Origin of the sequence: Streptomyces sp. NPDC046821, assembly GCF_040645335.1 — a bacterium.
Classification (GTDB): domain Bacteria; phylum Actinomycetota; class Actinomycetes; order Streptomycetales; family Streptomycetaceae; genus Streptomyces.
This window is the reverse complement of record NZ_JBEYYB010000002.1, coordinates 246,904-273,561: the sequence shown is the minus strand read 5'-3', so window position 1 is coordinate 273,561 and position 26,658 is coordinate 246,904. Positions and strand designations below refer to the sequence as shown.

21 protein-coding genes are annotated in these 26,658 nt (G+C 71.7%); 8 read left to right on the top strand and 13 right to left on the bottom strand.

Annotated features, from left to right (window positions below; all coding sequences use genetic code 11):
- Positions 1-54: 54 nt before the first annotated feature.
- The 9 genes from ABZ893_RS04815 to ABZ893_RS04775 all read right to left on the bottom strand — a co-directional run bounded on the left by ABZ893_RS04815 (position 55) and on the right by ABZ893_RS04775 (position 7,272).
- Positions 55-1,062, bottom strand: coding sequence for a proline racemase family protein (locus ABZ893_RS04815; protein WP_361396788.1), 1,008 nt, complete (start codon positions 1,060-1,062; stop codon positions 55-57).
- Positions 1,059-1,994 (bottom strand): dihydrodipicolinate synthase family protein, encoded by a 936-nt coding sequence (locus tag ABZ893_RS04810; RefSeq protein WP_361396785.1) that lies wholly within the window; start codon positions 1,992-1,994, stop codon positions 1,059-1,061. Before ABZ893_RS04810 ends, ABZ893_RS04815 begins: the two co-directional genes overlap by 4 nt.
- Before the next feature lie 103 nt (positions 1,995-2,097).
- Positions 2,098-3,603 (bottom strand): FAD-dependent oxidoreductase, encoded by a 1,506-nt coding sequence (locus tag ABZ893_RS04805; RefSeq protein WP_361396782.1) that lies wholly within the window; start codon positions 3,601-3,603, stop codon positions 2,098-2,100.
- The gene (locus tag ABZ893_RS04800; RefSeq protein ID WP_361396779.1) at positions 3,600-3,761 is read right to left on the bottom strand and encodes an FAD-dependent oxidoreductase; all 162 of its coding nucleotides are present in this window, start codon (positions 3,759-3,761) and stop codon (positions 3,600-3,602) included. Before ABZ893_RS04800 ends, ABZ893_RS04805 begins: the two co-directional genes overlap by 4 nt.
- Positions 3,758-3,910: a hypothetical protein gene (locus ABZ893_RS04795; protein WP_361396776.1), complete on the bottom strand. Its 153-nt coding sequence runs from the start codon at positions 3,908-3,910 to the stop codon at positions 3,758-3,760. Before ABZ893_RS04795 ends, ABZ893_RS04800 begins: the two co-directional genes overlap by 4 nt.
- A complete protein-coding gene (locus ABZ893_RS04790; RefSeq protein ID WP_361396773.1) occupies positions 3,910-4,266 on the bottom strand; it encodes a (2Fe-2S)-binding protein in 357 nt (118 codons plus the stop codon). Before ABZ893_RS04790 ends, ABZ893_RS04795 begins: the two co-directional genes overlap by 1 nt.
- Positions 4,263-5,462: an FAD-dependent oxidoreductase gene (locus ABZ893_RS04785; RefSeq protein WP_361396770.1), complete on the bottom strand. Its 1,200-nt coding sequence runs from the start codon at positions 5,460-5,462 to the stop codon at positions 4,263-4,265. The genes ABZ893_RS04790 and ABZ893_RS04785 overlap by 4 nt, the downstream gene beginning before the upstream one ends.
- A gap of 140 nt (positions 5,463-5,602) precedes the next feature.
- A complete protein-coding gene (locus tag ABZ893_RS04780; protein ID WP_361396766.1) occupies positions 5,603-6,235 on the bottom strand; it encodes an XRE family transcriptional regulator in 633 nt (210 codons plus the stop codon).
- 134 nt (positions 6,236-6,369) lie between these two features.
- Positions 6,370-7,272, bottom strand: coding sequence for a MurR/RpiR family transcriptional regulator (locus tag ABZ893_RS04775; protein ID WP_361396763.1), 903 nt, complete (start codon positions 7,270-7,272; stop codon positions 6,370-6,372).
- Between the two features lie 217 nt (positions 7,273-7,489).
- Between ABZ893_RS04775 and ABZ893_RS04770 the strand changes: the two genes are divergently transcribed.
- Both ABZ893_RS04770 and ABZ893_RS04765 read left to right on the top strand, forming a co-directional pair.
- Positions 7,490-8,956 carry an MFS transporter gene (locus tag ABZ893_RS04770; RefSeq protein WP_361396760.1) on the top strand — a complete coding sequence of 489 codons (1,467 nt, stop codon included), beginning with the start codon at positions 7,490-7,492 and terminating at the stop codon, positions 8,954-8,956.
- 58 nt (positions 8,957-9,014) lie between these two features.
- Positions 9,015-10,190 carry an amidohydrolase family protein gene (locus ABZ893_RS04765; RefSeq protein ID WP_361396757.1) on the top strand — a complete coding sequence of 392 codons (1,176 nt, stop codon included), beginning with the start codon at positions 9,015-9,017 and terminating at the stop codon, positions 10,188-10,190.
- 68 nt (positions 10,191-10,258) lie between these two features.
- Here the strand turns inward: ABZ893_RS04765 and ABZ893_RS04760 are convergent, their stop codons facing one another.
- Positions 10,259-11,002 carry an SDR family oxidoreductase gene (locus tag ABZ893_RS04760; RefSeq protein ID WP_361396754.1) on the bottom strand — a complete coding sequence of 248 codons (744 nt, stop codon included), beginning with the start codon at positions 11,000-11,002 and terminating at the stop codon, positions 10,259-10,261.
- Between the two features lie 338 nt (positions 11,003-11,340).
- On the opposite strand from ABZ893_RS04760, the gene rsgA reads away from it, so the two are divergent.
- From rsgA to ABZ893_RS04745, 3 genes are all read left to right on the top strand, one after another.
- Positions 11,341-12,450: a ribosome small subunit-dependent GTPase A gene (gene rsgA, locus ABZ893_RS04755; RefSeq protein ID WP_361396751.1), complete on the top strand. Its 1,110-nt coding sequence runs from the start codon at positions 11,341-11,343 to the stop codon at positions 12,448-12,450.
- Between the two features lie 238 nt (positions 12,451-12,688).
- Positions 12,689-14,155, top strand: coding sequence for an AlkA N-terminal domain-containing protein (locus tag ABZ893_RS04750; protein WP_361396748.1), 1,467 nt, complete (start codon positions 12,689-12,691; stop codon positions 14,153-14,155).
- Complete coding sequence (locus ABZ893_RS04745) at positions 14,152-14,649, top strand: methylated-DNA--[protein]-cysteine S-methyltransferase (RefSeq protein WP_361396746.1); 498 nt, start codon at positions 14,152-14,154, stop codon at positions 14,647-14,649. Before ABZ893_RS04750 ends, ABZ893_RS04745 begins: the two co-directional genes overlap by 4 nt.
- 1 nt (position 14,650) lies before the next feature.
- On the opposite strand, the gene ABZ893_RS04740 is transcribed toward ABZ893_RS04745, so the two are convergent.
- From ABZ893_RS04740 to ABZ893_RS04730, 3 genes are all read right to left on the bottom strand, one after another.
- On the bottom strand, positions 14,651-16,999 hold the full coding sequence (locus ABZ893_RS04740) for a Tat pathway signal sequence domain protein (RefSeq protein WP_361396743.1): 2,349 nt from the start codon (positions 16,997-16,999) through the stop codon (positions 14,651-14,653).
- 116 nt (positions 17,000-17,115) lie between these two features.
- Positions 17,116-17,601 carry a DUF456 domain-containing protein gene (locus ABZ893_RS04735; protein ID WP_361396740.1) on the bottom strand — a complete coding sequence of 162 codons (486 nt, stop codon included), beginning with the start codon at positions 17,599-17,601 and terminating at the stop codon, positions 17,116-17,118.
- 535 nt (positions 17,602-18,136) lie between these two features.
- Positions 18,137-19,279 carry a helix-turn-helix transcriptional regulator gene (locus ABZ893_RS04730; protein WP_361396737.1) on the bottom strand — a complete coding sequence of 381 codons (1,143 nt, stop codon included), beginning with the start codon at positions 19,277-19,279 and terminating at the stop codon, positions 18,137-18,139.
- Between the two features lie 197 nt (positions 19,280-19,476).
- Here ABZ893_RS04730 and ABZ893_RS04725 point away from each other — a divergent pair, with 197 nt between their 5' ends.
- The 3 genes from ABZ893_RS04725 (at position 19,477) to ABZ893_RS04715 (ending at position 26,638) form a co-directional block, all read left to right on the top strand.
- Positions 19,477-23,226: a S8 family serine peptidase gene (locus ABZ893_RS04725; RefSeq protein WP_361396734.1), complete on the top strand. Its 3,750-nt coding sequence runs from the start codon at positions 19,477-19,479 to the stop codon at positions 23,224-23,226.
- Positions 23,227-23,358: 132 nt separating this feature from the next.
- A complete protein-coding gene (locus ABZ893_RS04720) occupies positions 23,359-24,813 on the top strand; it encodes a protein phosphatase 2C domain-containing protein (RefSeq protein ID WP_361396731.1) in 1,455 nt (484 codons plus the stop codon).
- 79 nt (positions 24,814-24,892) lie between these two features.
- Positions 24,893-26,638 carry a pyruvate dehydrogenase gene (locus ABZ893_RS04715; protein WP_361396728.1) on the top strand — a complete coding sequence of 582 codons (1,746 nt, stop codon included), beginning with the start codon at positions 24,893-24,895 and terminating at the stop codon, positions 26,636-26,638.
- Positions 26,639-26,658 lie beyond the last annotated feature (20 nt).

The window sequence follows — 26,658 nt, the reverse complement described above, 5'->3', positions numbered from 1 at the left end:
GGGGACGAACGGGCGCGCCCATGGGGTGGGGCACGCCCGTCGAGGGGGGCGTCTTCAGAGCACGAAACCGTGCGGGAACGGGTCGCTCGGGTCGAGCAGGTAGTTCGCGGTGGCGGTGATCCACGCCCGGCCGGAGAACTCGGGGATCACTGCGGGGAGTCCGCCGACCTCGGCGGCTTCCAGGAGCCGGCCGGTGAACCGCGTGCCGATGAACGACTCGTTGACGAACTCGGTGTTCAGGGGCAGTTCGCCGCGGGCGTGCAGCTGTGCCATGCGCGCGGAGGTGCCGGTGCCGCAGGGCGAGCGGTCGAACCAGCCGGGGTGGATCGCCATCGCGTTACGGGAGTGCCGCGCGTCCGAGCCGGGGGCGATGAACTGCACGTGCTTGCAGCCGCCGATGAGCGGGTCGGCCGGGTGCGCGGGACGGTTCTGCTCGTTGATCGCCTTCATGATCGAGAGCCCGGCGGCGAGGATCTCGTCCTTGCGCGCCCGGTCGAACGGCAGCCCCAGCTGGTCGAGTTGGGCGATCGCGTAGAAGTTCCCGCCGTACGCCATGTCGTAGCGGACCTCGCCGACGCCGAGCCCGGGGACCTTGACCGTCGCGTCGAGTTCGAGCGCGAAGGACTCGACGTTGCGCAGGGTGACCTTCTCGGCGCGGCCGTCGGTGACCGTGACCCGCGCCTCGACGAGCCCGGCGGGCGTGTCCAGGCGGACCCGGGTCTCCGGCTCGGTGACCTCGACCATTCCCGTCTCCACGAGGACGGTCGCCACGCCGATGGTGCCGTGGCCGCACATCGGGAGGAAGCCGCTGACCTCGATGTAGAGGACGCCCCAGTCGGCGTCGGGGCGGGTGGGCGGCTGGAGGATCGCCCCGCTCATCGCGGAGTGCCCGCGCGGCTCGTCGACCAGGAACCGGCGAAGGCCGTCCAGGTGCTCCATCGCGTAGCGGCGGCGCTCGGCCATCGTGTCGCCCGGGATGGGTCCCACCCCGCCGGTGACGACGCGGGTGGGCATCCCCTCGGTGTGCGAGTCGACGGCACTGATCGTACGGACGGACCTCATCGGGCGGACTGCGCTTCGAGCGCGGCGATGGCGCGGGCCATGTCGGCCTCGACCTGCTCGCGCATCTGCGGGGTGAGCGGGCCGCGCGGCGGGCGGCAGGGTCCGCCGAACCGGCCGACCTGCTCCATGCCGAGCTTGATGGCCTGCACGAATTCGGTGCGCGAGTCCCAGCGGAACGCGGCGACGAGCGGCTCGTACAGGGCGCGGGCCTCCTCCAGCTTGCCGGCGGTGGCCAGCTCGTACAGGCGGGCCGACTCGGCGGGGAAGACGTTCGGGAAGCCGGCGAACCAGCCGGTCGCGCCCATGAGCAGGCTCTCCAGGACGACGTCGTCGGCGCCGCTGACGATCTCCAGGCCGGGGGCCTGCTCCTTGATCTCCAGTACGCGGCGGACGTCGCCGGAGAACTCCTTGATCGCGACGACGTTCTCGATCTGCGCGATCTCCCCGACCAGGTCCGGCGTCAGGTCGACCTTGGTGTCGATCGGGTTGTTGTAGACCATGACTGGCAGGCCGACGGAGGCCACGGCCTCGAAGTGGGCGAGGACCTCGCCGCGGTTGGCGCGGTACATGGTGGGCGGCAGGCACAGCACGCCGTCGGCGCCGTCCTCGGCGGCGATCTCGGTCCAGTGCCGGGCCTGGTGCGAGCCGACGCCGTGCACGCCGACGACCACGACGCCCGCGTCACCGACCGCTTCCTTCGCGGTCTGCGCGACCTTGCGGCGCTCGTCGTCGGTCAGGGAGGAGTACTCGCCGAGCGAGCCGTTCGGGCCGACGCCACGGCAGCCGTTCTCCACGAGCCAGCGGCAGTGGTCGGCGTACTTGTCGTAGTCCACGGCGAGCCCGGCCGGGGCGGACGCGTCCTCGTAATAGGGGAGGGCGGTGGCGACGACCACGCCGCCGAGGGACAGGGACTGCTTCTGGTTGTCGCTCATGAACTCTGCTCCTGGGAAAGGGAATTGGCAGGTCGGGTGAAGTCGAGGTCGAAGTCGAAGTCGAAGTCGAACGGTCAGGGGTGGGGGCTTCTGGGGAGGCGGCCTAGGAGGTGGCGGCGTCGGTGGCGGCCGTTTCTGGGGGCGCGGCCTCGGAGGTGGTGGCCTCGGGGGAGGCCGCCAGTTCGCCGAGTCGGATGGGCTGGGCGATCGGGCGTCGGTGCGGTACGGGCGTGGGCAGGCCCTCGACCGGCCGCTCCGTCGGTGTGCCGGAGAGCCGGGCGTTCAGCTCGGCGAGCGTGGGGCCGCAGATCCGGGCCTGGCAGGGGCCGAGCCCCGCGCGGGTCTCCAGCTTGGCGACCCGCACCGAGGCGCTTTCGGGGGTCGTGGCCGCTCGGCGGACGGAGGCGTAATCGGCCTCCTCGCAGCGGCAGATGACGGTCTCCGGGCGCAGCCACTCGGACCAGCCGGGGCCGATCGGGTGCGCGCGGGCGAGGCGCGCGGCGAACGCGCGGCCCTGGTCCCGGCTGCGCCGCAGCGGTCGCAGCGCGGACGCCTCCGGGTCGCCGCCGGCGGCCAGCCATCCGGCGAGCGCGCCCTCGGCCCGTGCGGCCGGGGCACCCGCGATGCCGGTGATCTCACCGGCCGCGTAGACGCCGGGGACGCTGGTGGCCTGGTCGGCGTCGACCTCCACGAACTCGCCGTCCGCGGCGCCGCGCAGGGCGCAACCGGCGGCCACCGGCAGCTCCAGTTGCGGGCTGAAGCCGTGCGTGACGCACGCCGCGTCGACCGCGAGCGTGCGCTCGCTGCCCGGCACCACTGACCAGTCCGCGCGCAGCCGGGCCGTGACGACCTCCTCGACCCGGCCGTCGCCACGTGCCTCGACGACGGTACGGCCGGTGCGGTAGGGCACCCGCTTCCGGATCAACAGGGAGGTGTACTCGGCGAGTTCACCGCTCTTGCCGGCCTGGGCCGCGAGCTGCCAGGGCCGCCGCGACCAGCCGCGGGCGACGGTGCCCGGCGTGTTGGCCTCCAGGACCTCCAGGACCTGGGAACCGGCTTCGAGGAGCGAGGCGGCCACGGGCAGGAGGAACGGCCCGGTGCCCGCGACCACCACACGGTCCCCGACGACGACCCGCTCACCCTTCGCGAGCGCCTGCGCGGCTCCGGCGGTGAAGACCCCGGGCAACTCCCAGCCGGGGAACGGCAGTACGCGGTCGTGGGCGCCGACGGCGAGCACGAGGGCGTCGGGATCGAGGGTGAGGCGGCGCCGCCCGCCACCGTCCACGGCACCCCGCAGGACGTGGACGCGGGGAGGGCCGGGCTGCTCGGGGTCCGGACGTTCGAGGGCCCACACGGAGGTGTCGGACCACCAGGCGCAGCGCGGGTGGGCGAGCACCCGGCGCCGCCGCCGCTCGAAGGCCGGCCACCCGTGGTGCAGCACCTCCGGGCGGCTGGCTTCGTACGCTTCCGGCAGCATCCGGTGGTACTGCCCGCCGGGCTGGTCGGACGAGTCGATCAGCGTGACCCGGCCACCGGCGCTGAGGGCGGTCTCGGCGGCGGCGAGCCCGGCGGGACCGGCGCCGACGATCACGATGTGACGGGGTGTCATCGCTCCTCCGTTCCGGGTGTGACGGGCAACTCGCCGCCATGCGGGGCGACTTCGGGCGTCTCGGGCAGCGTGACCCGGGTGCCGGCGCTGAGGGCGGTCTCGGCGAGGGCGAGCCCGGCGGGACCGGCGCCGACGATCACGATGTGGCGGGGTGTCATCGCTCCTCCGCTCCAGGTGTGTCGGGCAACTCGCCGCCATACGGGGCGACTTCGGTCGGCTCGGGCAGCGTGACCCGGGTGCCGGCGCTGAGGGCGGTCTCGGCGACGGGGAGCCCGGCGCCGACGGCTACGACGTGACGGCGTGTCATCAGTCCTCCGTTCCGGGCAACTCGCCTGCGTGCGGCTCTACTTCGGGACTACCCGCGTCCCGTCTGCTCTGCGTCGTCACGACGTCGCCGTCTCGGGCTCGGCGGCGGCAGGCGCGTACGTCGCGGTCCTCGCCCACCGTCACGAGGCAGTCGAAGCAGACGCCGATCCCGCAGAACACCCCGCGCGGCGCGCCGGAGCGCCCTTGGCGCCAGGCGAGCCGGTCGGCGGCGAGCATGACGCCCGCGATGGTCTGGCCCGCGATCCCGTCGACGGGCTCGCCGTCGACGGTGATCCGCAGAGGCAGCTCCTGCCGTCCGACGGCGTCGGACCCAGCACTGACACGTCGGGGGCTCATGCCGTCTCCTCCTTCTCGGGGTGTGCGTTCTCGCCGAGGACGGCCGGACGGTCCACGCGGAACGGCGACGCGTCCATGTCCGTCGGCTCGCCGAGCATCAGATTCCGCAGCAGCCGCCCGGTGCCCACGGACAGTCCGATCCCGGCGCCTTCATGACCGCCCGCGTGCCACAGCCCGTCGAGGCGCGGGTCGGCGCCGATGACGGGGAGGTGATCGGGGACGTACGGCCGGAAGCCGCCGTACGCGCGCATCACCGGCACCCCGGCCAGCGTCGGGAACAGGCGCAGCGCCTTCGCGGCGACGGCCGACAGGACCTCGGGGCGCAGCCGGTCGTCGAAGCCGACGCGACGGCGCGAAGAACCGATCAGCACGCTGCCGCCCCGCGTCGACTCCACGACCGCGGAGGTCTGCAGATCCTCGGCGCTGCTGCCCACCGCGCCCACGTAGTCGGCGTCGTAGACCTTGTGGAACACCATCGGCGGCAGCGGGGTCGTCACGAGGACGTCACCGCGCCGGGGCCGTACGTCCACCGGCGCGCCGAGGCGGGCCGACAGTTCGCCGGACCAGGGCCCCGCGGCGTTCACGAACCAGTCGGCCTCCAGCAGGCCGGCCGAGGTGCGGACCCCGGTGATCCGGCCGCCACGGGTGACCGCGCCGAACACCTCGCACCCGGTGCGCAGCGTCGCGCCCGCGGCCAGCGCGTCGCCGAGCAGTGCGGCGGCGGCTCCGGCGGGCTGCACCTGCGCGTCCTCGGGGTAGTGCAGGGCCGCCGTCTGCTCGCGGGTGACGTACGGCTCGGCCTCGGCGAGCGCGTCGGCGTCGAGAACGTCGGCGCGTACGCCCGCCGCACGCTGGTCGGCGGCGAACCGGGTCAGCCCCTCGGCACCGGCGTCGGTGGTCGCGACGACGATGCCGCCCTTGGGCTCCCACTCGACGGCGTGCGCCGCCCGTGCGGAGCGTTCGGCGACGGCGGCGAGCACCAGCGGCCACAACTTCCTTGAGAACTGGGCCAGTTCGAGCTCGGGCCCCGGTCCCTTGTCGGAGACCAGCACGTTGCCCTCGCCGTGCGACGTGGTCGCCGACGCCGCGCCGCCGCGGTCGACGACGGTGACGTCGAGTCCGGCGAGAGCCAGCTCGCGAGCGCAGGCGGCGCCGACGATCCCGGCGCCCAGCACCGCCACTCGTGTTCCGTTCATCGAACCCTCCGTGTTCGGTAAAGCGAACACTTGGAACGTACGGCGGGAGTTCAGAACGTGTCAACGGTCATGCCGGACCGAGTTTCGCGGGCCGCCTCGACGGTGGTCGCCCCGGCCGGGTGGACGCCCGGCCCGCGTGGTCACGCCTCCGCGGAGTGGGCCGCGGCGACGGGGGCGGGCGCGTCCAGGGAGGGGTCCGATAGGTGCAGCCGCTGATCCGCCCGGTACTGCAGCAGCAGCACCGAGTGCACGTCACCGCCGAGCGCCGTGTAGCTGTGCGGGGCCGACGCGTCGAAGCCGACATAGTCGCCCGGCCCCAGCTCCACCTCCTGCCCGTCGACCTGTACGCCGAGCCGGCCGGACTGCACGATGGTGTGCTCGGTCCCGACATGACCGAGCGACTCCTGCCGGCGATCGTCGCGTACGCGCTGGTCGAAGACCTCGAAGACGGCGTCGCCGACCTCGATGCGCTGGAGCGGACGCAGGTCGACGCCCTCGCCGCTGAGCGTCTCCACCTCCTGCGCGCGGACCACGGTGAGACCGCCCGGAGGTCGGGCGTCAAGGAGGTCTGAGACGGCGACCTCCAGGACGCGCGACAGGCTGAACACCGTCTCGATGGTGGGGTTCCCGGTGCCCGACTCCAGCTGCGACAGCGTCGCCTTGCCGATCTTCGAGCGCCGGGACAGCTCGGAGATCGACAGCCCTCGCTCGGTCCTGGCCCGTCTCAGATTGGTGGCCAACATGCCCCGGATCGAGTTCTCGGAGTCGCTCACACCTCTCTCCTTCTCTTCAGTCGGCGTTCGATATACCGTACGTACGTATCGTCGGCCGTTCGTTATTCAGATCAGGATCGGGCTTCCGTCGCGCTACCGCAAGGAAAGCGACTCACCGGTAAGCGGGCAGCCGCTCACCCCTCCGCCGTGTCCGGAGCGAAGATGTCCAGGTCCTGCCATAGCCCGTCGACGTGGGAGATCGCCGACCGGCTCATCGCCGGGTCGACGGCGCTGAGCGCGGCGGCGAGCCCGTACGCCAGGCTCATCGCGGCCGTCATCGACGGGAGCTGGGAAACCCCCTCGGCCGGGACGATCAGTGTGTGATCGGCCAGTTCGGCCGCGGGGGAGTGCCGGGTGTCGGTGACGGCGCAGGTCGTCGCGCCCACCCGGCGGCCGAACCGCAGGCCGGCCACGGTCTGCCGGTAGTGCTGCCAGAAGCTGAACGCGACGACGCAGTCGTCGGACGTCAGGCGGGCGAGCGTGTTGGCGAGATGGGCACCGCTGCGGTCCTCGACCTCGATGTCGTAGCCACGGCTCGCCGCGATGAAGGCGAGGGCCTGCGCCGGCAGGGCGTGGGTGCCGCTCGCGATGACGACGATCCGCCGGGCCGCGCTCATCGCGTCGACGATCGCGGCGGCCTGCGCGAAATCGAAGGATTGCAGGCAGGAGTTGAGGTTCTCCGCGTCCCGGGCGAACGCCGAAGCGATGATCCCGGCGTGGCCCGAGGTCGGGGCGCTGGACTCGACGTCGAAGCGGCGCACGGCGTGCATCGACCGGAACTCCGCCTGGAACGGGGGCCAGCCCGAGAACCCGAGCGACTGAGCGAAACGGACCACCGTGGCGCCGTTGACCTCGGCGCGCTCGGCGACCTCGGCCGAGGTCGCGTACGAGGCGAAGCTCGGCTGGGTGGTGAGCACATGGCGGACGCGCTGGGCCTTCGGCCCGAGCCGGGCCTGCCCCGCGCGGGCGTCGAGCCAGTTGGCGACGGTCTGGGTGCTTTCGGTCCGGGCGTTCTCGGTCCGGGCGTTCTCAGGCATGGCTCGATGCTCAGGCATAGCTAGTTCCTCGGGCATACCTCGATCCTCGGGCATAGCCAGTTCCTCAGTCGTGGCGCGATCCTCAGTCATGGCGCCATCCTGCCTCATGCAAGAAATTCTGCATGGAGTGTTGTGTGCGAGTTTTCATGCATCTACGGTTTGGGCCACACCACACCTGTCAGGCCTGTCAGGGGTGCCCCGGGACAAGGAGGCTCTGATGGCCCAGCCCTCGCCGGACGACCGAATACTGCTGCGACGTCTTGAACGACTACCGCTGTCGCGACCCCACCTGATGCTCCTGCTCATGGGAGGCCTGGGCCTCGCGTTCGACGCGATGGACGGCTCCCTCGTCTCCTACCTGCTCCCCGCCGTCACTCCGCTGTGGCATCTCGAGCCGTGGCAGACGGGGCTCGTGGGCAGCTCGCTGCTCATCGGCATCCTGATCGGCGCACTCGGCGCGGGCGTCGGCGGAGACGCGATCGGCCGGCGCCGCGTCATGATGTACGGCCTGGCGCTCTACTGCGCCGCGACGCTCGTCGCGGCGATGGCCCCCAGCTGGGAACTCTTCTTCGCCGCACGCATCGTCGCGGGTATCGGAATCGGCGTCGAGGGCGCGATCATCCCGCCGTACATCTCGGAGTTCGTCCCGGCGCGCTACCGGGGTGTGTTCGTCGGCTCCATCGCGGGGTTCTTCGCGTTCGGCTATGTGGCGTCGGCGCTCCTGGGGCGGCTGTTCGTCCCGGCGCTCGGCGACGGCTGGCGGATCGCCCAGGTGATCACGGCAGCGCCCGTACTGATGCTGCTCTGGTGGCGGCGGAAGCTGCCGGAGTCGCCCCGCTGGCTTCTCACGCAGGGGCGACGCGACGAGGCGGCGGAGGTGGTCGACGCGCTGGAGGCGGCGGTCCGGGCGGCGGGCAAGCAGGTACCGGCCGTCGAGCCGGCCCCCGAACCCGTTGCTGAAACGGCGGAACCGGTGACTCCCGCCGCGAAGCCGAGGCTCGGCGCCGGCCTCGTCGAGATCTGGCGCGGCGGACTCGCCCGCCAGACCGCGGTCCTGTGGCTGCTCTGGGCCGCCATCACGTTCTCGTTCTTCGGCTTCTTCGTGTGGATCCCGTCGCTCCTGGTCGAACGCGGTCTGACCGTGTCGAGCAGCTTCACGTACGCGCTGGTCATCACGATCGCCCAGATCCCTGGCTACTACTCCGCCGCGTTCCTCAACGAACGCCTCGACCGCAAGCGGACCATCGCCTTCTACCTGCTCGCCGGAGCGGCTTCCGCCTTCCTCCTCGCGCAGGCCGGCAGCAACACCGAACTGCTCGTCTACGGGATCCTCCTGTCGTTCTTCATGAACGGCACGTACGCGGGCCTCTACGCCTACACGCCCGAGGTGTACCCGACGTCCATCCGCGCCACTGGCATGGGAGCCGCGTCCGCGGCCGGGCGCGTCGGCGGGATCGCCGCACCCATCCTGATCGGCGTCATGTTCGCGTCCGTCGGGTTCCTGGGCGTGTTCTCGACGCTCGCCGGAGTCCTGGTCGTCGGCGCGGTGGCGGTGCTGACGCTCGGGCTCTCGACCAGCGGGCGAACCCTTGAAGACCTCGGGTCAGAGGCCGCCGCCCAGCCGGACTCAGCGCCGCCGCGCACCTCCGCCAGCCCGGCCCTCACCCACGACTCGACCAAGTAGCAAGCAGCAAGCAGCAAGCAGCAAGCGGCAAGTAGTAAGCAGCAAGTAGGAGAAATCTGTGGACGCGGTATTCACCAACGGCAACATCCTCGACGTACGCGAAGGCCGGCTGCTCGCCGGGCGGACGGTCGTGGTCCGCGACGGCCGCATCGCGGAGGTGGGCGACGCAGGCACCGTCCCTGCCTCGCAGCGGACCATCGATCTGGGCGGCCGCACCCTGATGCCCGGCCTGATCGACTCCCACGTGCACGCCACGCAGGCCAGCGCCGACTTCGCGGAGATGACCTCCTGGCCGTCCTCGTACGCGACGGTCAGGGCGACCGGGGTGCTGCGCGACATGCTCCGGCGCGGCTTCACCACCGTGCGGGACCTGGGCGGAGCCGAAGCCGGTCTCGCCCGCGCCGTGCGGGAGGGGCTGATCGAGGCGCCGCGGCTGATGTTCGGCGGGCCGATCCTCGCGCCGACCGGCGGGCACGTCCTCACCCGCGTCTGCGACGGCACGACCGAACTGCGGCGCGCGATCCGCGAGCAGATGGCCCAGGGAGCGCATCACATCAAGCTCACGCTGAGCGGCGGGGTCGTCTCCTCGATGGCCATCGACGCGCTGGGCTTCTCCGAGGAGGAGATCCGCACCGCCGTGGAAGAGGCGGGCTTCGGCAAGGGGTACGTCGCCGGCCACGCCTACACCGCGGAAGCCGTCAACCGCGCGCTGCGGTGGGGCGTGCGCACCATCGAGCACGGCAACCTGATCGACGACGAGAGCATCGCGCTCTTCCACGAGCACGACGCGTACTACGTCCCCACGCTCGCGGGGTTCCACGCGCTGACCGAGAGCGGCGCGGCCCACCTGTCGGACCAGAGCAGGGACAAGCTCCGGGACATGCTCGACACGGGCCTCCGGGCACTGGAGCGGGCAGACCGCGCGGGCGTCCGCATCGGATACGGAACCGATCTGCACGGCGAGCATCACTCCTACCAACTGGAGGAGTTCACGCTCCGCGCCAAGGTCCAGAAGCCCGCGGACATCCTCCGCTCGGCGACTGTCGTAGGCGCCGAGATCGTCGGGCTGCCCGGCGAGATCGGCGAGATCACCGAGGGAGCGCACGCCGACCTGCTCGTGGTCGAGGGGAACCCGCTCGACGACATCTCGGTCCTGACGGCCCCGGACCAGAACCTGCGCCTGATCATGCAGGGCGGTCACGTCGTCAAGAACGAACTCGGCTTCGGAGCCTAGGAGTTCGAGGGTACGGACTGGAGGGCGAGCCGCGGCCGGCTCGCCCTCCCGTCGGGGCACGGCGGGGTTCAGACGATGTGCCGGCCACCGTCCACGGTGAGCACGTCGCCCGTCGTGTACGTCGCCGCCCCGACGAGGTAGTGGACGGCCTCGGCGACGTCCTCGGGGGTGCCGACCCGCCGCATCGGGGTGTTGGCGGTGATCCAGTCCCGGGAGCCCTGCCAGACCTCGTCGACGCCGTTGTACCAGGGCGTCTCGACGAGCCCCGGCGCGACCGCGTTGACCCGGATCTCCGGCCCGAGCTGGGAGGCGAGCAGGCGCGTCATGTGATTGAGCGCCGCCTTGCTAACGGCGTAGGGCACGGAGCTGCCCATGGCGCGGGTGGCCGAGACGGACGAGATGTTGACGACCGAGGCGGCGCCCGACTCGCGCAGATGCGGAACGGCGGCGGTGGTGAGCTGCCAGGCGCCGATCACGTTGACGTCGAAGATGTCCCGCCACACGTCGGCGTCGGCGGCGTCGAGGTCGCTCAGCGGGATGAAGCGGGTCGTGCCCGCGTTGTTCACCAGCACGTCGAGACGACCGTACGCGTCGATCGCGGCCTGGACGATACGCCGGGCGTCAGCGGCGTCGGCCACGTCGCCCTGGACGTACACCGCGTCGGGCAGTGAAGCCGCGAGTTCCTTGCCGGCGGCCTCGCTCCTGGCCGAGTTGACGACGATGCGCATTCCTTCGGCGGCGAGCCGCCGGGCAACGGCTGCGCCGATTCCGGACGACGAACCGGTGATGAGTGCGACGCGGGTTTCGCTCATTTCCGCCCCCTGATGCGACTGGTTGGGTTGATCAGGAAGCGGAGCATAGCCTGTCGCGATGCGGAATCAATATTCCGTAACGTGGAATTAATGACCCAAGTGGGCGCCGCAGAAAAAGAGTTGGCGTCGTGGTGGGCCCGGCTCGTAGGGTTGGCGCACGCCGTCGAGGAGTTTTAGCGCGCATAGGAGGTGAGGACCGTGACGACTGTCGTTGCGCTGGGCGCTGCCCGGATCCAGAAGTTCGTCCATCCCACCCCTGTGGTCTCCGGCTGAATCCTTCTCTCGCTCACGCGCCGTCGTGCGCACGCGACCGGGGCCACCCTGTGAAGGGTCACCTCTTGTCTTCATTCCTCTCGAGCCCGGCTTCCTCGCACCCCCTCGCCTCCTACGGCTGGGACACCGACTGGCAAGCCGCGTTCGTTCCCTACGCCGAGCAGGGGCTCCTGCCCGGCCGTGTCATCCGTGTCGACCGCGGGCTGTGCGACGTCGTCACCGCCGACGGCGTCGTCCGCGCCGACACCGAGTTCGTCGTCCCCCGCGATCCGATGAAGGTCGTGTGTACGGGGGACTGGGTCGCCGTCGACCCGGTCGGCGGGGACCCGCGATACGTACGAACGCTGCTTCCACGTCGTACGTCCTTCGTGCGGTCCACGTCGTCCAAGCGGTCGGAGGGGCAGATCCTCGCGGCCAACGTCGACCACGCCGTCATCGCCGTGTCGCTCGCCGCGGAACTCGACCTCGGGCGCATCGAGCGGTTCCTCGCCCTGGCTTGGGAGTCGGGGGCGCAGCCCGTCCTCGTGCTCACCAAGGCCGACCTCGTACCGGATGCCGTGACCACCGCGTACCTTCTCGCCGACGCGGAGGCGGCGGCGCCGGGTGTGCAGGTTCTCGCCGTCAGCGCTGAGCAGGGCGAGGGTGTGGACGTGCTCGCCGCGATCGTCGGCGGCGGGACGTCTGTCCTGCTGGGGCAGTCGGGTGCGGGCAAGTCGACGCTCGCGAACTCCCTGCTCGGGGCTGACGTCATGACCGTGAACGCGGTCCGTGACGTCGACGGCAAGGGGCGCCACACCACGACCACGCGCAACCTCCTGGTGCTGCCGGGCGGCGGCGTACTGATCGACACGCCTGGCCTGCGCGGCGTCGGGCTCTTCGACGCGGAGGCCGGCGTCGGGCAGGTCTTCGCCGAGATCGAGGAGCTGGCCGAGGGGTGCCGATTCTCTGACTGCGCGCATGAGGCGGAGCCGGGCTGTGCGGTCGGCGCTGCGCTGGCTGACGGGAGGCTTTCGCATCGGCGGTTCGACAGTTACCGGAAGTTGCTCCGTGAAAATCGCCGGCTTGCCGCTCGCACGGATGCGCGTCTGAGGGATGAGATGCGGCGTGTCTGGAAGGCGCGGGGCGCTCAGGGCCGCGCGGCCTTGGAGGCCAAGCGGGGTGGGTGGCCCGTGTAGTTGCCGGGTGCGGCGCCGTTGTGGCTGGTCGCGCAGTTCCCCGCGCCCCTGAAGGCTTGCGGCTCCGCCGCGCCTTCATGGGGGAAATGCGGCGCGCAGCGCCTGCATTTCAGGGGCGCGGGGCTGTATCGATTAGCGGCTCCGCCGCGGGGCGCGACCAGCCCCCACCGGCCCGCAGAAAACGCCACGTCCGATTCCCGCCAGCCCCGCCACCCCGCACGCACTCACACTGGTACACATGACCGCCCCCGAAGAAGACACCCGCTACGAAGCCGTCCGTAGTCGTGACGCCCGCTTCGACGGTGAGTTCTTCTTCGCCGTCGAGACCACCGGCATCTACTGCCGCCCCAGCTGCCCCGCCGTCACCCCCAAGCGCAAGAACGTCTGCTACTACGCCACCGCCGCCGCCGCGCAGGGTTCCGGGTTCCGGGCCTGCCGGCGGTGCCGGCCGGACTCCGTGCCGGGTTCGGCCGAGTGGAACGTACGCGCCGACGTCGTAGGCCGCGCCATGCGCATGATCGGCGACGGAGTCGTCGACCGTGAGGGCGTCGCCGGGCTCGCCGTACGCCTCGGGTACAGCGCCCGCCACGTGCAGCGCCAGCTCACCACCGAGCTGGGCGCCGGACCCGTCGCCCTGGCCCGTGCCCAGCGCGCCCACGCCGCGCGCGTCCTGCTCCAGACCACCGACCTGCCCATCACGGAGATCGCCTTCGCAGCGGGCTTCGCGAGCGTCAGGCAGTTCAACGACACCATGCGCGCCGTCTACGCCCGTACTCCCACGGAGCTGCGCGGCGACGCCCCCGCCAACCGGGCCGCCGCCACCACCGCGGGCATCCCCCTGCGCCTCGCCCACCGTGGCCCGTACCAGGCCCGCCCCCTCTTCGACACCCTCGCCCGCGAGGCCCTCGCCGGCGTCGAGGAGATCACCGGCACCCCCGGCACCCGCACCTACCGCCGCACCCTGCGCCTCCCCTACGGCACCGGCGTCGTCTCCGTCGACGAACGGACCCGGTCCACGTCCATGCCCGCGAGCCGCGCCGCGCACCACGGCGGCTGGCTCGACGCCCGTATCCACCTCACCGACCTGCGGGACCTGACGACGGCCGTCGGGCGCCTGCGCCGGCTGTTCGACCTGGACAGCGACCCGTACGCGATCGACGAGCGCCTCGGCGCCGACCCGCGTCTCGCCCCGCTCGTCGCCGCCCGGCCCGGCCTGCGCTCACCCGGCGCAGCCGACCCCGACGAACTGGCCGTACGGCTCGTGGCCGGGCCCGCCGGCGCGGCACTGCTCGTCGAGCGGTACGCGAAAGCCGTCGACGCGCCGAGCGGCACCCTCACCCACGTCTTTCCCACGCCCGACGACCTCGCCGGCGAACCCGGACCCGTCGGCGTGCTCGCCACCGCCCTCGCCGACGGCACCCTGCGCCTCGGCCCCGGCGCCGACCGCGACGACGCCGAGGCCGTCCTCCGTACCCTGCCCGGCGTCGACGACCGCACCGCCGCCCTCATCCGTATGCGGTGCCTCGGCGACCCGGACATGGCCCTGCCGACCGAGCCTGGCCCCGACCCCGACCCCGGCCAGGAACCCGTCCCCGACGCTTGGCGGCCCTGGCGGAGCTACGCCCAGCAACACCTCTGGACAAAGCAACACCCCAGTTCGCAGCAACACCCCCGTACACAGCGACAGTTGGAGCCGCAGCCATGACCGCCAACACCACCTACTACACCGTTCTCGATAGCCCCGTCGGTGAACTCCTCCTCACCGGTGACGAGTCGGGCGCGCTCACCTCTCTGTCCGTGCCCGGGCAGAAGGGCGGCCGTACGGTGCAGCCGGGCTGGCTGCGCGCGCCCGAGCGTTTCGCGGACGCCGAGGCGCAGCTCGCCGCCTACTTCAAGGGTGAACTCAAGGAATTCCACCTGAAGTTCAGTACGGACGGCAGCGAGTTCCGCGAGAAGGTGTGGGCGGCCCTCGACGCCGTGCCGTACGGCGCGACGACCACGTACGGTGCCGTCGCCGCGAGCATCGGCGCCTCCCGCGCCGCCGTCCGTGCCATCGGCGGCGCGATCGGCGCCAACCCGCTCCTCATCGTCCGCCCCTGCCACCGCGTGATCGGCGCCGACGGCTCCCTCACCGGTTACGCGGGCGGCCTGGAACGCAAGCAGCAGCTCCTCGCCCTGGAGACGGGCCGGGCGACATGACTCAGGCCGGCAACCCCCAACTCGCCGCCGCCGCGTTCGGCTTCACCGGTTCGATGCTCAGCTCGGGCCGGTCGCCCCGCGCCGTGACGACCGCCGCCTCGCCCTTGGCCAGGGTGATGCGGATGGCGCCGTCGCCCGCGTCCTCGTAGGCGAGCGGCTTGCCGCGCCCGTCGCGTACGTCGACCGCGCCCGCGATGCCGTGCCGCACCACGCACGGCGCGCCCGCCTCGCTCAGGAGCCGCACCCACCGCGTCACGCCGCCCTCGCGCACCGCGCTCAGCAGAAAGGCGCCCTGCGTACGGAAGTTGTGCACGGCGAGGTCCGCCCACGCGGCCGGGACGGCGGGGAAGACGCGCACGACGCCGCCCCACGACTGGCACACCATGTCGTGCAGCGACTGCGCCGCCGACAGGGGCGTCTCGATGACCGGGCCCGACTCCTTGTACATGGTGTTGGCCTGGATGTAACGGGACATCAGCTTGCCCAGGTAGTTCAGCGCGTCGTCGCCCTTGCCGAGCAGTGCCGACATCGAGGCCGCGCCCGTGAACGTATAGCCCTGGAGCGCCCCTTCGAAGCCGACCCAGTGGGCCAACGACCGCTCGATCAAGGCGAGTTCGTCGGGGGTGCGGCCGGTCAGCTCGTACAGCGGGTAGACGGCCAGCATGTGCGAGTAGTGGCGGTGGGACTTCGCGAAGGAGATGTCCGCGCCGATCTTGAAACCGTTGGCGTCGGTCGGGTACGCGACGCGCCGGGCCAGCACCTCGCGCCAGCGCGGGGCCAACTCATCTTCTATACCGAGGAGTTCACTCGATTCGAGCAGGGTCCGGCAGCCCCACGTCAGGAGCATCAGGTCGTAGTTGCAGTCGCGGGTGTTGCCGCCGTACTCGGGGGAGTAGGTGGCCGGGAGGTGCAACTTGCCGTCGGCGCCGGGCTCCAGGAAGTGCAGGTAGTAGTTGACCGCCTTGCGCAGCAGCGGGTACAGGACGTCGCGCAGGATCGACTCGTCCATCGTGTGCCGGTAACTCAGCCACACGTTGTGCAGCGCCCAGGTGAGGTTGCCGACCTCGGGGGTCGGCGGGTCGAGACCGGGGACGCCGACGCCGTAACCCTGCGCGTTGCTCGTCGCGCCGCCGTTCACGAGGTGGGTGTCCGTGGTACGCGGGATGCCGAGCGAGTCGGCGCGGTAGGGGGCGGCCATCTCGGCGCTCAGGTTGTCCCGGAACTCGCCCAACGCCCTTGTGACGGCGTCGAGTTCGAGGTGGTTGGAGCCGTGGATCAGCCAGTATTCGAGCTGCACGTTGAGGTTCCACCAGGTCCCCGGCCACGGCGTCGGCTCCAGCCAGGGGCCGCTGGTCGCCATCACGGGCGCGTCCCGCCGCGTGGCCGATGCCACCTTGTAGAGCTGGATCCAGTAGAAGCGCTGGATACGGGCGTCGGGCACGGACAGGAAACTCTTCCGGTAGTACGCGTGCCACCAGGCGCGGTGCGTCACCGCGAGGGCGTCGTACGGATGCCCGGCCGCGTCCCGCACCGCCGACACGGCCCGCTCGCGCGCGGTGGACTGCGGGAACGAGTGCGCCACGTGCACGTACAGCGTCCGCACGTCGTCGCGGGTACGTTCGCGCCACGCCGTCACATACTGGCCGCCCGCCAGGAGCGGCTGTACGGCGACCGAGACGCCGTCGTCCTCGCCGGGCTCGGCGGGTGGGTTGGCCTCGTAACCGGCCGGGATCGGCTGGAACGCGGAGCGCGGGCTGATCGACTTCGCGGGGTGGAAGACCCAGGCGAAATCGCGCTCGCCCTCGGACGGGGTCACCTCGACGGTGAGGACGGAGAGCGCGTTGGTGACCTGGGCGCGGACGGTGAGGGTGCCGCGGTCTGTGGTGAGGGTGCCGGTCAGTTCGGCGTCGCGCAGCCGCAGGCGCCAGTCGAGGCCGGTGATGGTGCCGACGGGTTCGAGCGTGAAGTAGCCGACGGGCAGCCGCGCCAGGCCGAACAGGGAGCCGAACTTGGGGCGGTGGTCCTGGACCTCGGAGTGCTGGACGTTGAAGCGGATCGCGTTCTTGCCGGGCTCCCGGTAGATGCCGGAGCCGAGGAGTCCGTTGCCCAGGTAGGGGCCCTCGTACCAGGTCTTCGGCATCTTCTGCCAGACGAGGTCGGCGTCGTCGAGGACGGCGCGCCAGGCGTCCTCGGAGGGGGTGACCGGGGGGCCCGACGGGGTCGGGGAGTCCTGCGGGGCGGCGACGGCCTGCGCCGGGATCCCGCCCGCGAGCGCGGTCCCGGCGAGGGTGGTCCCGGTGGCGAGCACGGTCCGTCTGGACGGGCCGGACGGGCTGGACGGTGCGGGCATGGCGCGGCCTCCACGGTTCGTCGGCATCGGCGATTCATCGGAGCTATCCCCTGCGGAAAGCTAGAGATGCGACGAGAGTCCGTCAATATGGCGTGAGAGATCCGATGTCGTGGGGACTATGGTCCCCAGATCACGGCCCCGAGCCACGCGGCGAAGATCAGCAGGCAGGCGAAGAGTTCGGCGAGGACGCTGGAGCCGCCCGCCCGCATGGCCGTACGCGTGGAAGCGACGGCGTCGCCGTGCCGGCCGAGGCGCAGGCGCTCGCACAGGTAGATCCCCACGATGAACCCGGGGATCGACCCGATCACGGGGATCACGCAGAATCCGACGAGGGCTCCGGCGCCCGCCCAGACCGCGGTACGGCGCGTGGCGCCGCTCTCGCGCAGGCGGCGCGGCGGCAGCATCCAGCGCAGTACCTGGGCGGCGAGCAGGACGGCCGTGGCACCGACGAGCACGCCCCAGGCGAGGCCGGTCTTGGCCTGGAGCGACCACACGAGGACCGCGGCCCACACGAGCAACGACCCGGGAACGCCGGGCACGAGCACACCGCACAGGCCGAGCAGCATCACCACTCCCGTCACCAGGAGTTCCCACACGCCCATCTGCCAAGAGTGCAGGACAATACGGAAACCCGCAGTTCGCACCCGCGCCGCTCCGCTACGGGGATGGGGTACGGGCTATGGGTGACCGCCGGCCGACGCCCGGCCGCGGAATCGCCGGGCAGGGGCCGGAGCTTTCCGGCCCACAGGTAGGGAAATGCCCCACCGGAGCACCGGTCACGGAATCGCCGCCCACGGGCCGGGGCCCGCCGGTCATCAGCCACGGAATGCCCGGCCGGGGAGCCCATGCCCACGAGATCGCGGGCCACGGGCTCACGGCCGCAGCCCGGCGGTCACCGGCCAGGAGTCCCTGCCGCGGCACGCCGACCACCAGCCCGAACCCGGCGCCCACCCGCCGCAAATTCACCGCCCGGCCTCAACCCCGCCCGGCCTCAACCCCGCCCGGCCTCAACCCCGCCCGGCCTCAACCCCGCCCGGCCTCAACCCCCGCCTGGCCTCAACCCCCAGCCGGGCCTCAACCCCTAGCCCGGCCTCAACAACCCCCGCCCGCCTCAACACCCCCGCCTCAACACCCCCGTCACGGCTCCCCAGGCACCTCACCCGTCCGCGCCGCAGGCACCGGCACCGGCACCGCCGCAGGCCCCGCCGCCCCGCCGACCCGCTCCTCGGCCACGCCCTCAGCCCCTTCTCCGGACGCCGCATCCCCCCGTTCGTCCGACGCCGTCGGCCTCGGTGCTCCCCGAGACACCCACCCCCGCTCATACGCGTGCCACCCCAGCTGGAGGCGTGTCGTCACGCCGGCCAGTTCCATCAGGCGTTTCACCCGGCGCTGTACCGTCCGCAGGCCCAGGTCGAGCTGTTTGGCGACGCTCGCGTCCGTGAGGCCGGCCAGGAGCAGGGAGAGGATCTCCAGGTCCGTGCCGTCCGGGCCCTCCGGTTCCTCCGCGATGACCTCGCGGCCGCTCTCGCCGAGCCGCAGCGGCAGCGCCTCCCGCCACACCGCCTCGAACAGGCCGGACAGCGACTCAAGCAGCCCGCTCGCGTGCACGACGAGCGCCGCGGGCTCCGCCTCGCGCGAGGTCAGCGGCACCATCGCGAGCGCCCCGTCGGCGATCACCAGTTTCGTCGGGACCCGGTCCACGACCCGTACCTGCTCGTCCCGCCCGATCGCGGCCGACAGCTGCGTCAGCCCCGTGGGCATCGACAGGACCTCGCGCTCGACCACGACCCGGTACGCGACCCCCCGGCTCGTGGCCTGCACCTCCGCTTCGTTGTCCATCCCGGACACGGCGATCGGGTTGCCGGTGACGAGTGCGAGGACCTCGTTCGTCGCGCCCAGCTGAAGCTGGAGGAAGCGCTGCGCGACCGCCGCCGCGCCCGTGACCACCTCGACCAGGTCGTGCACGGCGGGCTCCGTGGCCTGCGCCCGGTACTCCTCCGCGAGCAGCGCCGCCGCCAGTTCCGCCTTCTCCAGCTCGTGCCGATGCTGCGTCAGAAGCGCGCCGAGCGCGACCCCCGGCGGCGCGGCCACCCAGCGCCCCGGCCGCGCCGACGACTGCGCCGCGAGCCCGTGCCGCTCGAGGCGGCGCAGCGCGTGCTCCGTCTCGTACTCGGCGAGGGCCAGCCGACTCGCGAGATCCGGCACGTCCGCCGCCCCCAGCGACACCAGCGCCCGGTACGCCGATTCGTGCACCTCGTCCAGACCTATCGCACCCAGCATCGGCGATGCTCCTCCCCGAGCGTCGGTTCCGGCCGCGCCGTGGCGGGAAACGGCCACGGCGCAAACCCGCCGCGCCCCATCTTCCCCGTACGACCGCTGTGTCTGCCAATGTGGCGCCACCGCAGCACCAACTTCAGCCGGGTCTACGGCCTTTGTGCCGTATTCACCTGCGCTTTCACCTGGGGAGAGGGAGAGCGATGCGCGCGATATCGCGTACGGCCTCGGCGGCGGCGACAGCCGTCGTCCTGGCCGTCACCGCGGCTGTGCCGACCATGGCCGGAACATGGTCGGACACCGCGAGACCGCTGGTGGGCAGTGAGACAGCAGCGAAGAACGGCGCGGGCTCCGTCGTCACCCTCGTCACCGGCGACCGGATCCTGGTCACCAAGGACGGTTCGGGCCACAGCACGGCGTCCGCCCTGCCCGGCGAGGACGGCACCGCGCCGCTCCTGCAGACCCGGACGTCGGGCAAGAACCTCTACGTCTACCCGCAGGGCGCCATCAGCGCGATCGCGGACGGCCGTGTCGACGACGAACTCTTCAACGTCACCGGCCTGATCAGCCAGGGCTACGACGACGCGCACACCAAGTCGCTGCCGCTCATCGCCACGTACGACAAGTCCGTGGACGTCCAGGACAGCGTGCCCGCCACGCCGAAGGGCGCCGAGATGGGCACGGTCCTTGAGCCGGTCGACGGCGTCGCCCTCGAGGCCGACAAGAAGAAGGCCGCCGCCTTCTGGGCCGACATCACGAGCACGAAGTCCCGCGCAGGCGGCGACCTCAAGAAGCTGTGGCTCGACGCCAAGGTCAAGGCCCTGCTCGACAAGTCGACCAAGCAGGTGCGCGCCGACGAGGCCTGGGCCGCCGGGTTCGACGGCAAGGGCACCAAGGTCGCCGTCCTGGACACCGGTGTCGACGCCGAGCACCCCGACCTCAAGGGCCGGATCGCCGAGGCGAAGAACTTCACCGACTCCGCGGACACCGAGGACCGCCACGGTCACGGCACCCACACCACGTCCACCGTGGGCGGCTCGGGCGCCGCGAGCGACGGCAAGAAGAAGGGCGTCGCCCCCGGCACCTCGCTGCTCAGCGGCAAGGTCCTCAACGACAGCGGCAACGGTGCCACGTCGTGGATCATCGCCGGTATGCAGTGGGCCGTCGACCAGAAGGCCGACGTCATCTCCATGAGCCTCGGCAACCCGTCCGAGCTCGACTGCTCCGACCCGATGGCGCAGGCCACGCAGGAGCTCGCGAAGACCGCGAAGAACACGCTCTTCGTGATCGCCGCGGGCAACTCGGGCCCGAGCAACAACAGTGTGTCCTCGCCCGGTTGTGTCCCCGAGGTCCTCACCGTCGGCGCCGTCGACCGCGACGACTCCACGGCGAACTTCTCCAGCCGCAGCCCCGTGCAGCGCACCCACACCCTCAAGCCGGAGATCGCCGCCCCCGGCGTCGGCATCTCCGCCGCCAACGCGGGCGGCCGCGGCCCGTACGCGTACCAGACCATGAGCGGTACGTCGATGGCCACCCCGCACGTCGCGGGCGCCGCCGCCATCGTCAAGCAGCGCCACCCCGACTGGAACGCGCAGCAGATCAAGTCCGCGCTCGTCTCCTCCGCCAAGGCCGACATCCCCGGCGACGTCCGGGAGACCGGCGGCGGCCGGCTCGACGTGAAGGCCGCGATCGACCAGACGGTCCTCGGCGCCGACGCCGTCCAGGGCGGCACCTTCAACTGGCCGCAGAGCACCGCCGACCGCACCACCGTCTCGGTGCCGTACACCAACACCACCGACAAGCCGGTGCAGTTGAAGCTCGCCGTCGACCGCGTCACCGGCAACGACGGCTCCACCGTGACGACCCCCGTCGCCAAGATCGGTGAGCGCACGATCACCGTCCCGGCGGGCGGCACCGTCAAGGTCCCGCTGGCCATCGACCCGAGCGCGGAGCTCAAGGCCGCCCAGTACGGCGACGTCACCGGCCGCGTGATCGCCACCGGCGCCGACGGGGTGCACATCAGCACGCCGTTCTCGCTCTACGTGCAGCCCGAGACCGTCACCCTGAAGGTCAAGGTCCTCGACCGCCACGGCAAGCCCGCCGGCGGGGGCACCTCGCTCGACGTGATCGGCACCGACGACGAGCACGGCTACCGCGTCTACAACGACGGCGCGGCGGAGCAGACCTTCAAGATCCGGCCCGGCGCCTACCTGCTGTCCAGCTTCGTGGAGACCCCCACGGCGGCCGGCAACGGCACCGACTCGGCGACCTACCTGGGCCGCCCGCAGGTCGACATCGCCAAGGACACCACCATCGTCCTCGACGCCCGCGACGCGCACCGGCTCGACATCAACACCGACCGGCCCACCGAGGTCCGCGGTGTGAACCTCGGCTTCGCCCGCATCTGGGACGACAACTCGTGGATCCACGCGGGCACCATGCAGGGTGGACGCGGAGTCAACGGCTACTACGCCGATGTCCAGGGCAAGCCCAAGAACGGCACGTTCGAGTTCGACAGCTTCTGGCGCGCCGCGGCGCCCCAGATCTCCGAGTTCGGCGTCGAGGGCGGCCCCGCGCTGCACCCGACCACCGGCTCCACCAGCTCCATCAACCTCGACGGCACCGGCTCCGCCAAGATCGTCGACGGCAAGACCGGCACGGTCGACGAACTGGCCGCGGCCAAGGGGCAGCTGGCGCTCGTCAAGTTCCCCAAGGACGGCTCGGAGTACACCCTCGCGCGCAACGCCGCCAAGGCGGGCGTCAAGGGTCTGATCCTCTACCGCGAGGCCGCGGGCCGCTGGTTCCCGGCCGTCAGCTTCACCGGCGCGGGGGTGCCGGTCCTCGCCCTGGAGACCGCCGAGGGCACCGACCTCGCCGCGCGCATCGCCGCCGGTGAGACCACCCTGCACTGGAAGGCGACGGCGAAGAGCCCGTACGTCTACACGCTGGCCTTCCCCGAGAGCGGCCCGGTCACCTCCGCGCGCACCTACCGCGTCAGCGACAGCGACCTCGGCACGAACAAGGCGACCTACAAGGGCATGGGCAAGGCGGCGGACTACGTCGACTTCCCCACGGTCGTCCGCCCGAACGGCCTGTCCGCGAGCTTCGGCGAGCTGGCCACCGTCCCGGCCCCGTTCACCCGCACCGAGCTGTACACGGCCGGCGACACCGGCTTCGGGCACATGGTGTCCAGCAGCTTCCCGTGGGGCGAGTTCTTCCTCGACCCGACGCGCACCTACACCAAGGGTGAGCAGCGCAAGGAGCAGTGGTACGACGGGGTCATCGCCCCGACCACGCCGCTCGACGACGCCGGCAAGCCGGTGCTCGCCGCGGAGCGCCAGGGCAACCTGATCGGTGTCGCCCCCGGCTTCTGGGGTGACGGTGAACACCTGGGCATCCAGGGCGGGTTCGGCGACCTGGGCAGCATGAAGCTCATGCGTGACGGCAAGCTCGTCGGTGAGAGCTCCTGGCCGTCCGGCGTCTTCACGGTGCCGGCCGAGGACGCCGCGTACGAGATGACGCTGAACACCATGAAGTGGGACACCGGCGGGGTCTGGCAGCGTTCGTCGGACACCAAGACCGTCTGGTCCTTCCGCTCGCACCTCGAGGAGAACGTCTACTCGCAGGGCATCCCGCTCCTCTTCCCGCACGTCACGCTCCCGGAGGACGGCCTCAAGACGCTGCCCGCCGAGGACGGCCAGAAGCTCGGCCTGACGGTCACCGGCCACACCGGCTACACGCCGGGCGAGCTCACCAAGGTCGCCGTGTCGACGTCGTACGACAACGGCCAGACCTGGACCGAGGCGAAGACGGCGCAGAGCGACGGCACCTGGACGGCGACGGTGAACCACGCCGGCGCCACCGGCAAGCAGGTCACGCTCAAGATCGACATGACCGACTCGAAGGGCAACTCGGTCTCCCAGACCGTGAGCCGCGCGTACGACGTGCGCTAGTTCGAAGAGTCACCTGATCCGGTCCGCCGGACGGCCTTCCCGTGGGGGGTGGGGCCGTCCGGCGGACCACTTTCATGTCCGGATTTCCCGATGCCCCGTTTTCGTACGCCCCCGGCTGTGGACAATAAGGGCATGAGCCAGCAGGGGGACAGGCACTCCGGCCGCCGTGGTCAAGACGACGACTGGTGGGGGCAGTTGTACGACGATTCCACGGACGACACGGGGCCGACACCGGCCCCGGACACACTCGACGACCGGTTCGCGTCGGCTTCGGGGACGGTGGGGGAGCGGGGCGCGGGCGCGGAGGGGAGCGGGGGGCCCGTCCCGAAGCAGGAGCCTGAACCCGAGCCGCCGGGGGTTCCCGAGCCGCCGGGGGTTCCGGATCTGCCGGTGATCCCTGAGCAGCGGGGGGCGGAGTCACCTACTCCGCCAGCCGTGGTGGACGACCCTCCGGGCTCCGGCGCCCCGCGCGCTCCTTGGGAGCCCCCGATCCACGCTCCGGGGCGCCCCCGGAACTTCCCCTCGGGGCCACCCCCGAAAGCCACCGTGCCGGACCCGCGCAGCGCCGAGCCCGAACCGGCCCCCGCCGTCGAAGACACCCCGGCGGCCCGCCCCGAACCCCCCGTCATCGCCTACGTCGGCGACGGCCCGCCCACCTACGACCCCGAACCCGGCACGCTCCCGCCCGCCGACCCCGACACCCTCGACGACCTCGTCGCCGACACGGTCCTGGACGGGGCCAAGTACGGGACCTCGACCCTGCGCGCCGTGTCCGTACGCGGTGATTCCGCCCGCTACCGGGGCGAGCCCCGCCGCGACAGCCTCCTCACCGCCCGGTTCGGCACCGGGGCGAGCGCCCTCATCCTCGTGGCCATGGCCACCGGCGCCCGCGCCGTACCCGGGGCGCACCGCGCCGCCGCCGAGGCCTGCGACTGGATCGGCCAGGCCGTCGGCCGCAGCCACGCCCGGCTCTCCGAGGACATCCGCGCCGCCCACCGCGGCGACCTCAAGTCGGGCCTCCACCGCCTGACCGACCGCAGCCTCGGCAAACTCCGCGCCAGCGCCGCCGAACAGGGCCTCGAACCCGAGGAGTACACGGCGAGCCTGCGCTGCCTGCTGCTGCCCGCCGACCCGGACTGCCGCACCCGCGTGTTCTTCGGGGTCGGCGGCGGCGGCCTGTTCCGGCTGCGCGACGGTGAGTGGCAGGACATAGAGCCACAGACCTCGGAGGCGACCGGCGCCCCTGTCGTCGGTTACGGCTCCCAGTCCCCGGAGACCCCTGAGGGCGACCGGCTCACCATGGACCTCGGCATCACGACACCCCCGAGCCCCTACGAGCCCGCACCCCGCGCACCCCGGGACGCGTTCCGCTTCCGCGCCTCCGTCGCCCGCCCGGGTGACACGCTCCTGCTGTGCACGGCGGGCCTCGCCGAGCCGTTGCGCGGCGAGCCCGAGCTGGCCGGACACCTCACGCGCCGCTGGACCGACGGCGGCCCGCCCGGCCTCACCGCGTTCCTCGCGGACACCCAGGTGCGGGTCAAGGGGTACGCGGACGACCGCACCGCCGCCGCCGTCTGGGAGGCGTAACCCGGCCGGCCGTGAATTCATGGGGAAAGGAGTGCCCGCAGTCGCTCAGGAACCCGGCCGGTGAAGGGACGCGTGAGTCATGGCCAAGCAGAACGTCGCCGAGCAGTTCGTCGACATCCTCGTCCGCGCGGGCGTCAGGCGCATGTACGGGGTCGTCGGCGACAGCCTGAACCCGGTCGTCGACGCGATCCGCCGCAACTCCGCCATCGACTGGGTCCACGTACGGCACGAGGAGACCGCCGCGTTCGCCGCCGGGGCCGAGGCGCAGATCACCGGGAAGATGACGGCCTGCGCCGGCTCCTGCGGCCCCGGGAACCTGCACCTCATCAACGGCCTCTACGACGCCCACCGCTCCATGGCCCCGGTCCTCGCCCTCGCCTCGCACATCCCGTCGAGCGAGATCGGCCTCGGCTACTTCCAGGAGACCCACCCCGAGCGGCTCTTCCAGGAGTGCTCGCACTACAGCGAGATGATCTCGGACCCGAAACAGATGCCGCGCGTCCTGCAGACCGCGATCCAGCACGCCGTCGGCCGCTCGGGCGTCAGCGTCGTGACCCTGCCCGGCGACGTCGCCGACCGGCCCGCGCCCGACCGGACCGTGGAGACCGCACTCGTCACCTCACGCCCGACCATCCGCCCCGGTGACACCGAGCTCGACCGCCTCGTCGAGATGATCGACGCGGCCGACAAGGTCACCCTCTTCTGCGGCAGCGGCACCGCCGGCGCACACGCCGAGGTCATGGAGTTCGCCGAGAAGATCAAGTCCCCGGTCGGCCACGCCCTGCGCGGCAAGGAGTGGATCCAGTACGACAACCCGTACGACGTCGGCATGAGCGGGCTCCTCGGGTACGGCGCCGCGTACGAGGCCACGCACGAGTGCGATCTGCTCGTCCTGCTCGGCACCGACTTCCCGTACAACGCGTTCCTGCCGCAGAAGGACGTGAAGATCGTCCAGGTGGACACCCGTCCCGAACACCTGGGCAGGCGCTCGAAGTTGGACCTCGCCGTGTGGGGCGACGTACGCGAGACGCTGCGCTGTCTGACCCCGCGCGTGCAGCTCAAGACGAACCGGCGCTTCCTCGACAAGATGCTGAAGAAGCACGCCGACGCCCTCGAAGGCGTCGTGAAGGCGTACACGCGCAAGGTCGAGAAACACGTACCGATCCACCCCGAGTACGTGGCCTCGGTCGTGGACGAACTCGCCGCCGACGACGCCGTGTTCACCGTCGACACCGGCATGTGCAACGTCTGGGCCGCGCGCTACATCACTCCCAACGGCCGCCGCCGCGTCATCGGTTCCTTCTCGCACGGCTCGATGGCCAACGCGCTGCCGATGGCCGTCGGCGCCCAGTTCGCCGACCGCGGGCGCCAGGTCGTGTCGATGTCCGGGGACGGCGGATTCTCCATGCTGATGGGCGACTTCCTGACCCTCGTCCAGCACGACCTGCCGGTCAAGGTCATCCTCTTCAACAACTCGTCCCTGGGAATGGTCGAGTTGGAGATGCTCGTCGCCGGACTCCCCTCGTACGGGACCGGCAACAAGAACCCCGACTTCGCCGCCGTCGCGCGGGCGTGCGGCGCGTACGGCGTACGAGTGGAGAAGCCCAAGCAGCTCGCCGGGGCGCTCAAGGACGCGTTCAGGCACAAGGGGCCGGCCCTCGTGGACATCGTCACCGACCCCAACGCCCTGTCGATCCCGCCCCGGATCAGCGCCGACATGGTCACCGGCTTCGCCCTCTCCGCCTCCAAGATCGTCCTCGACGGAGGCGTCGGCCGCATGGTCCAGATGGCCCGCTCCAACATCCGGAATATGCCACGTCCGTAGCTGATGGGCCTGCCATGCGT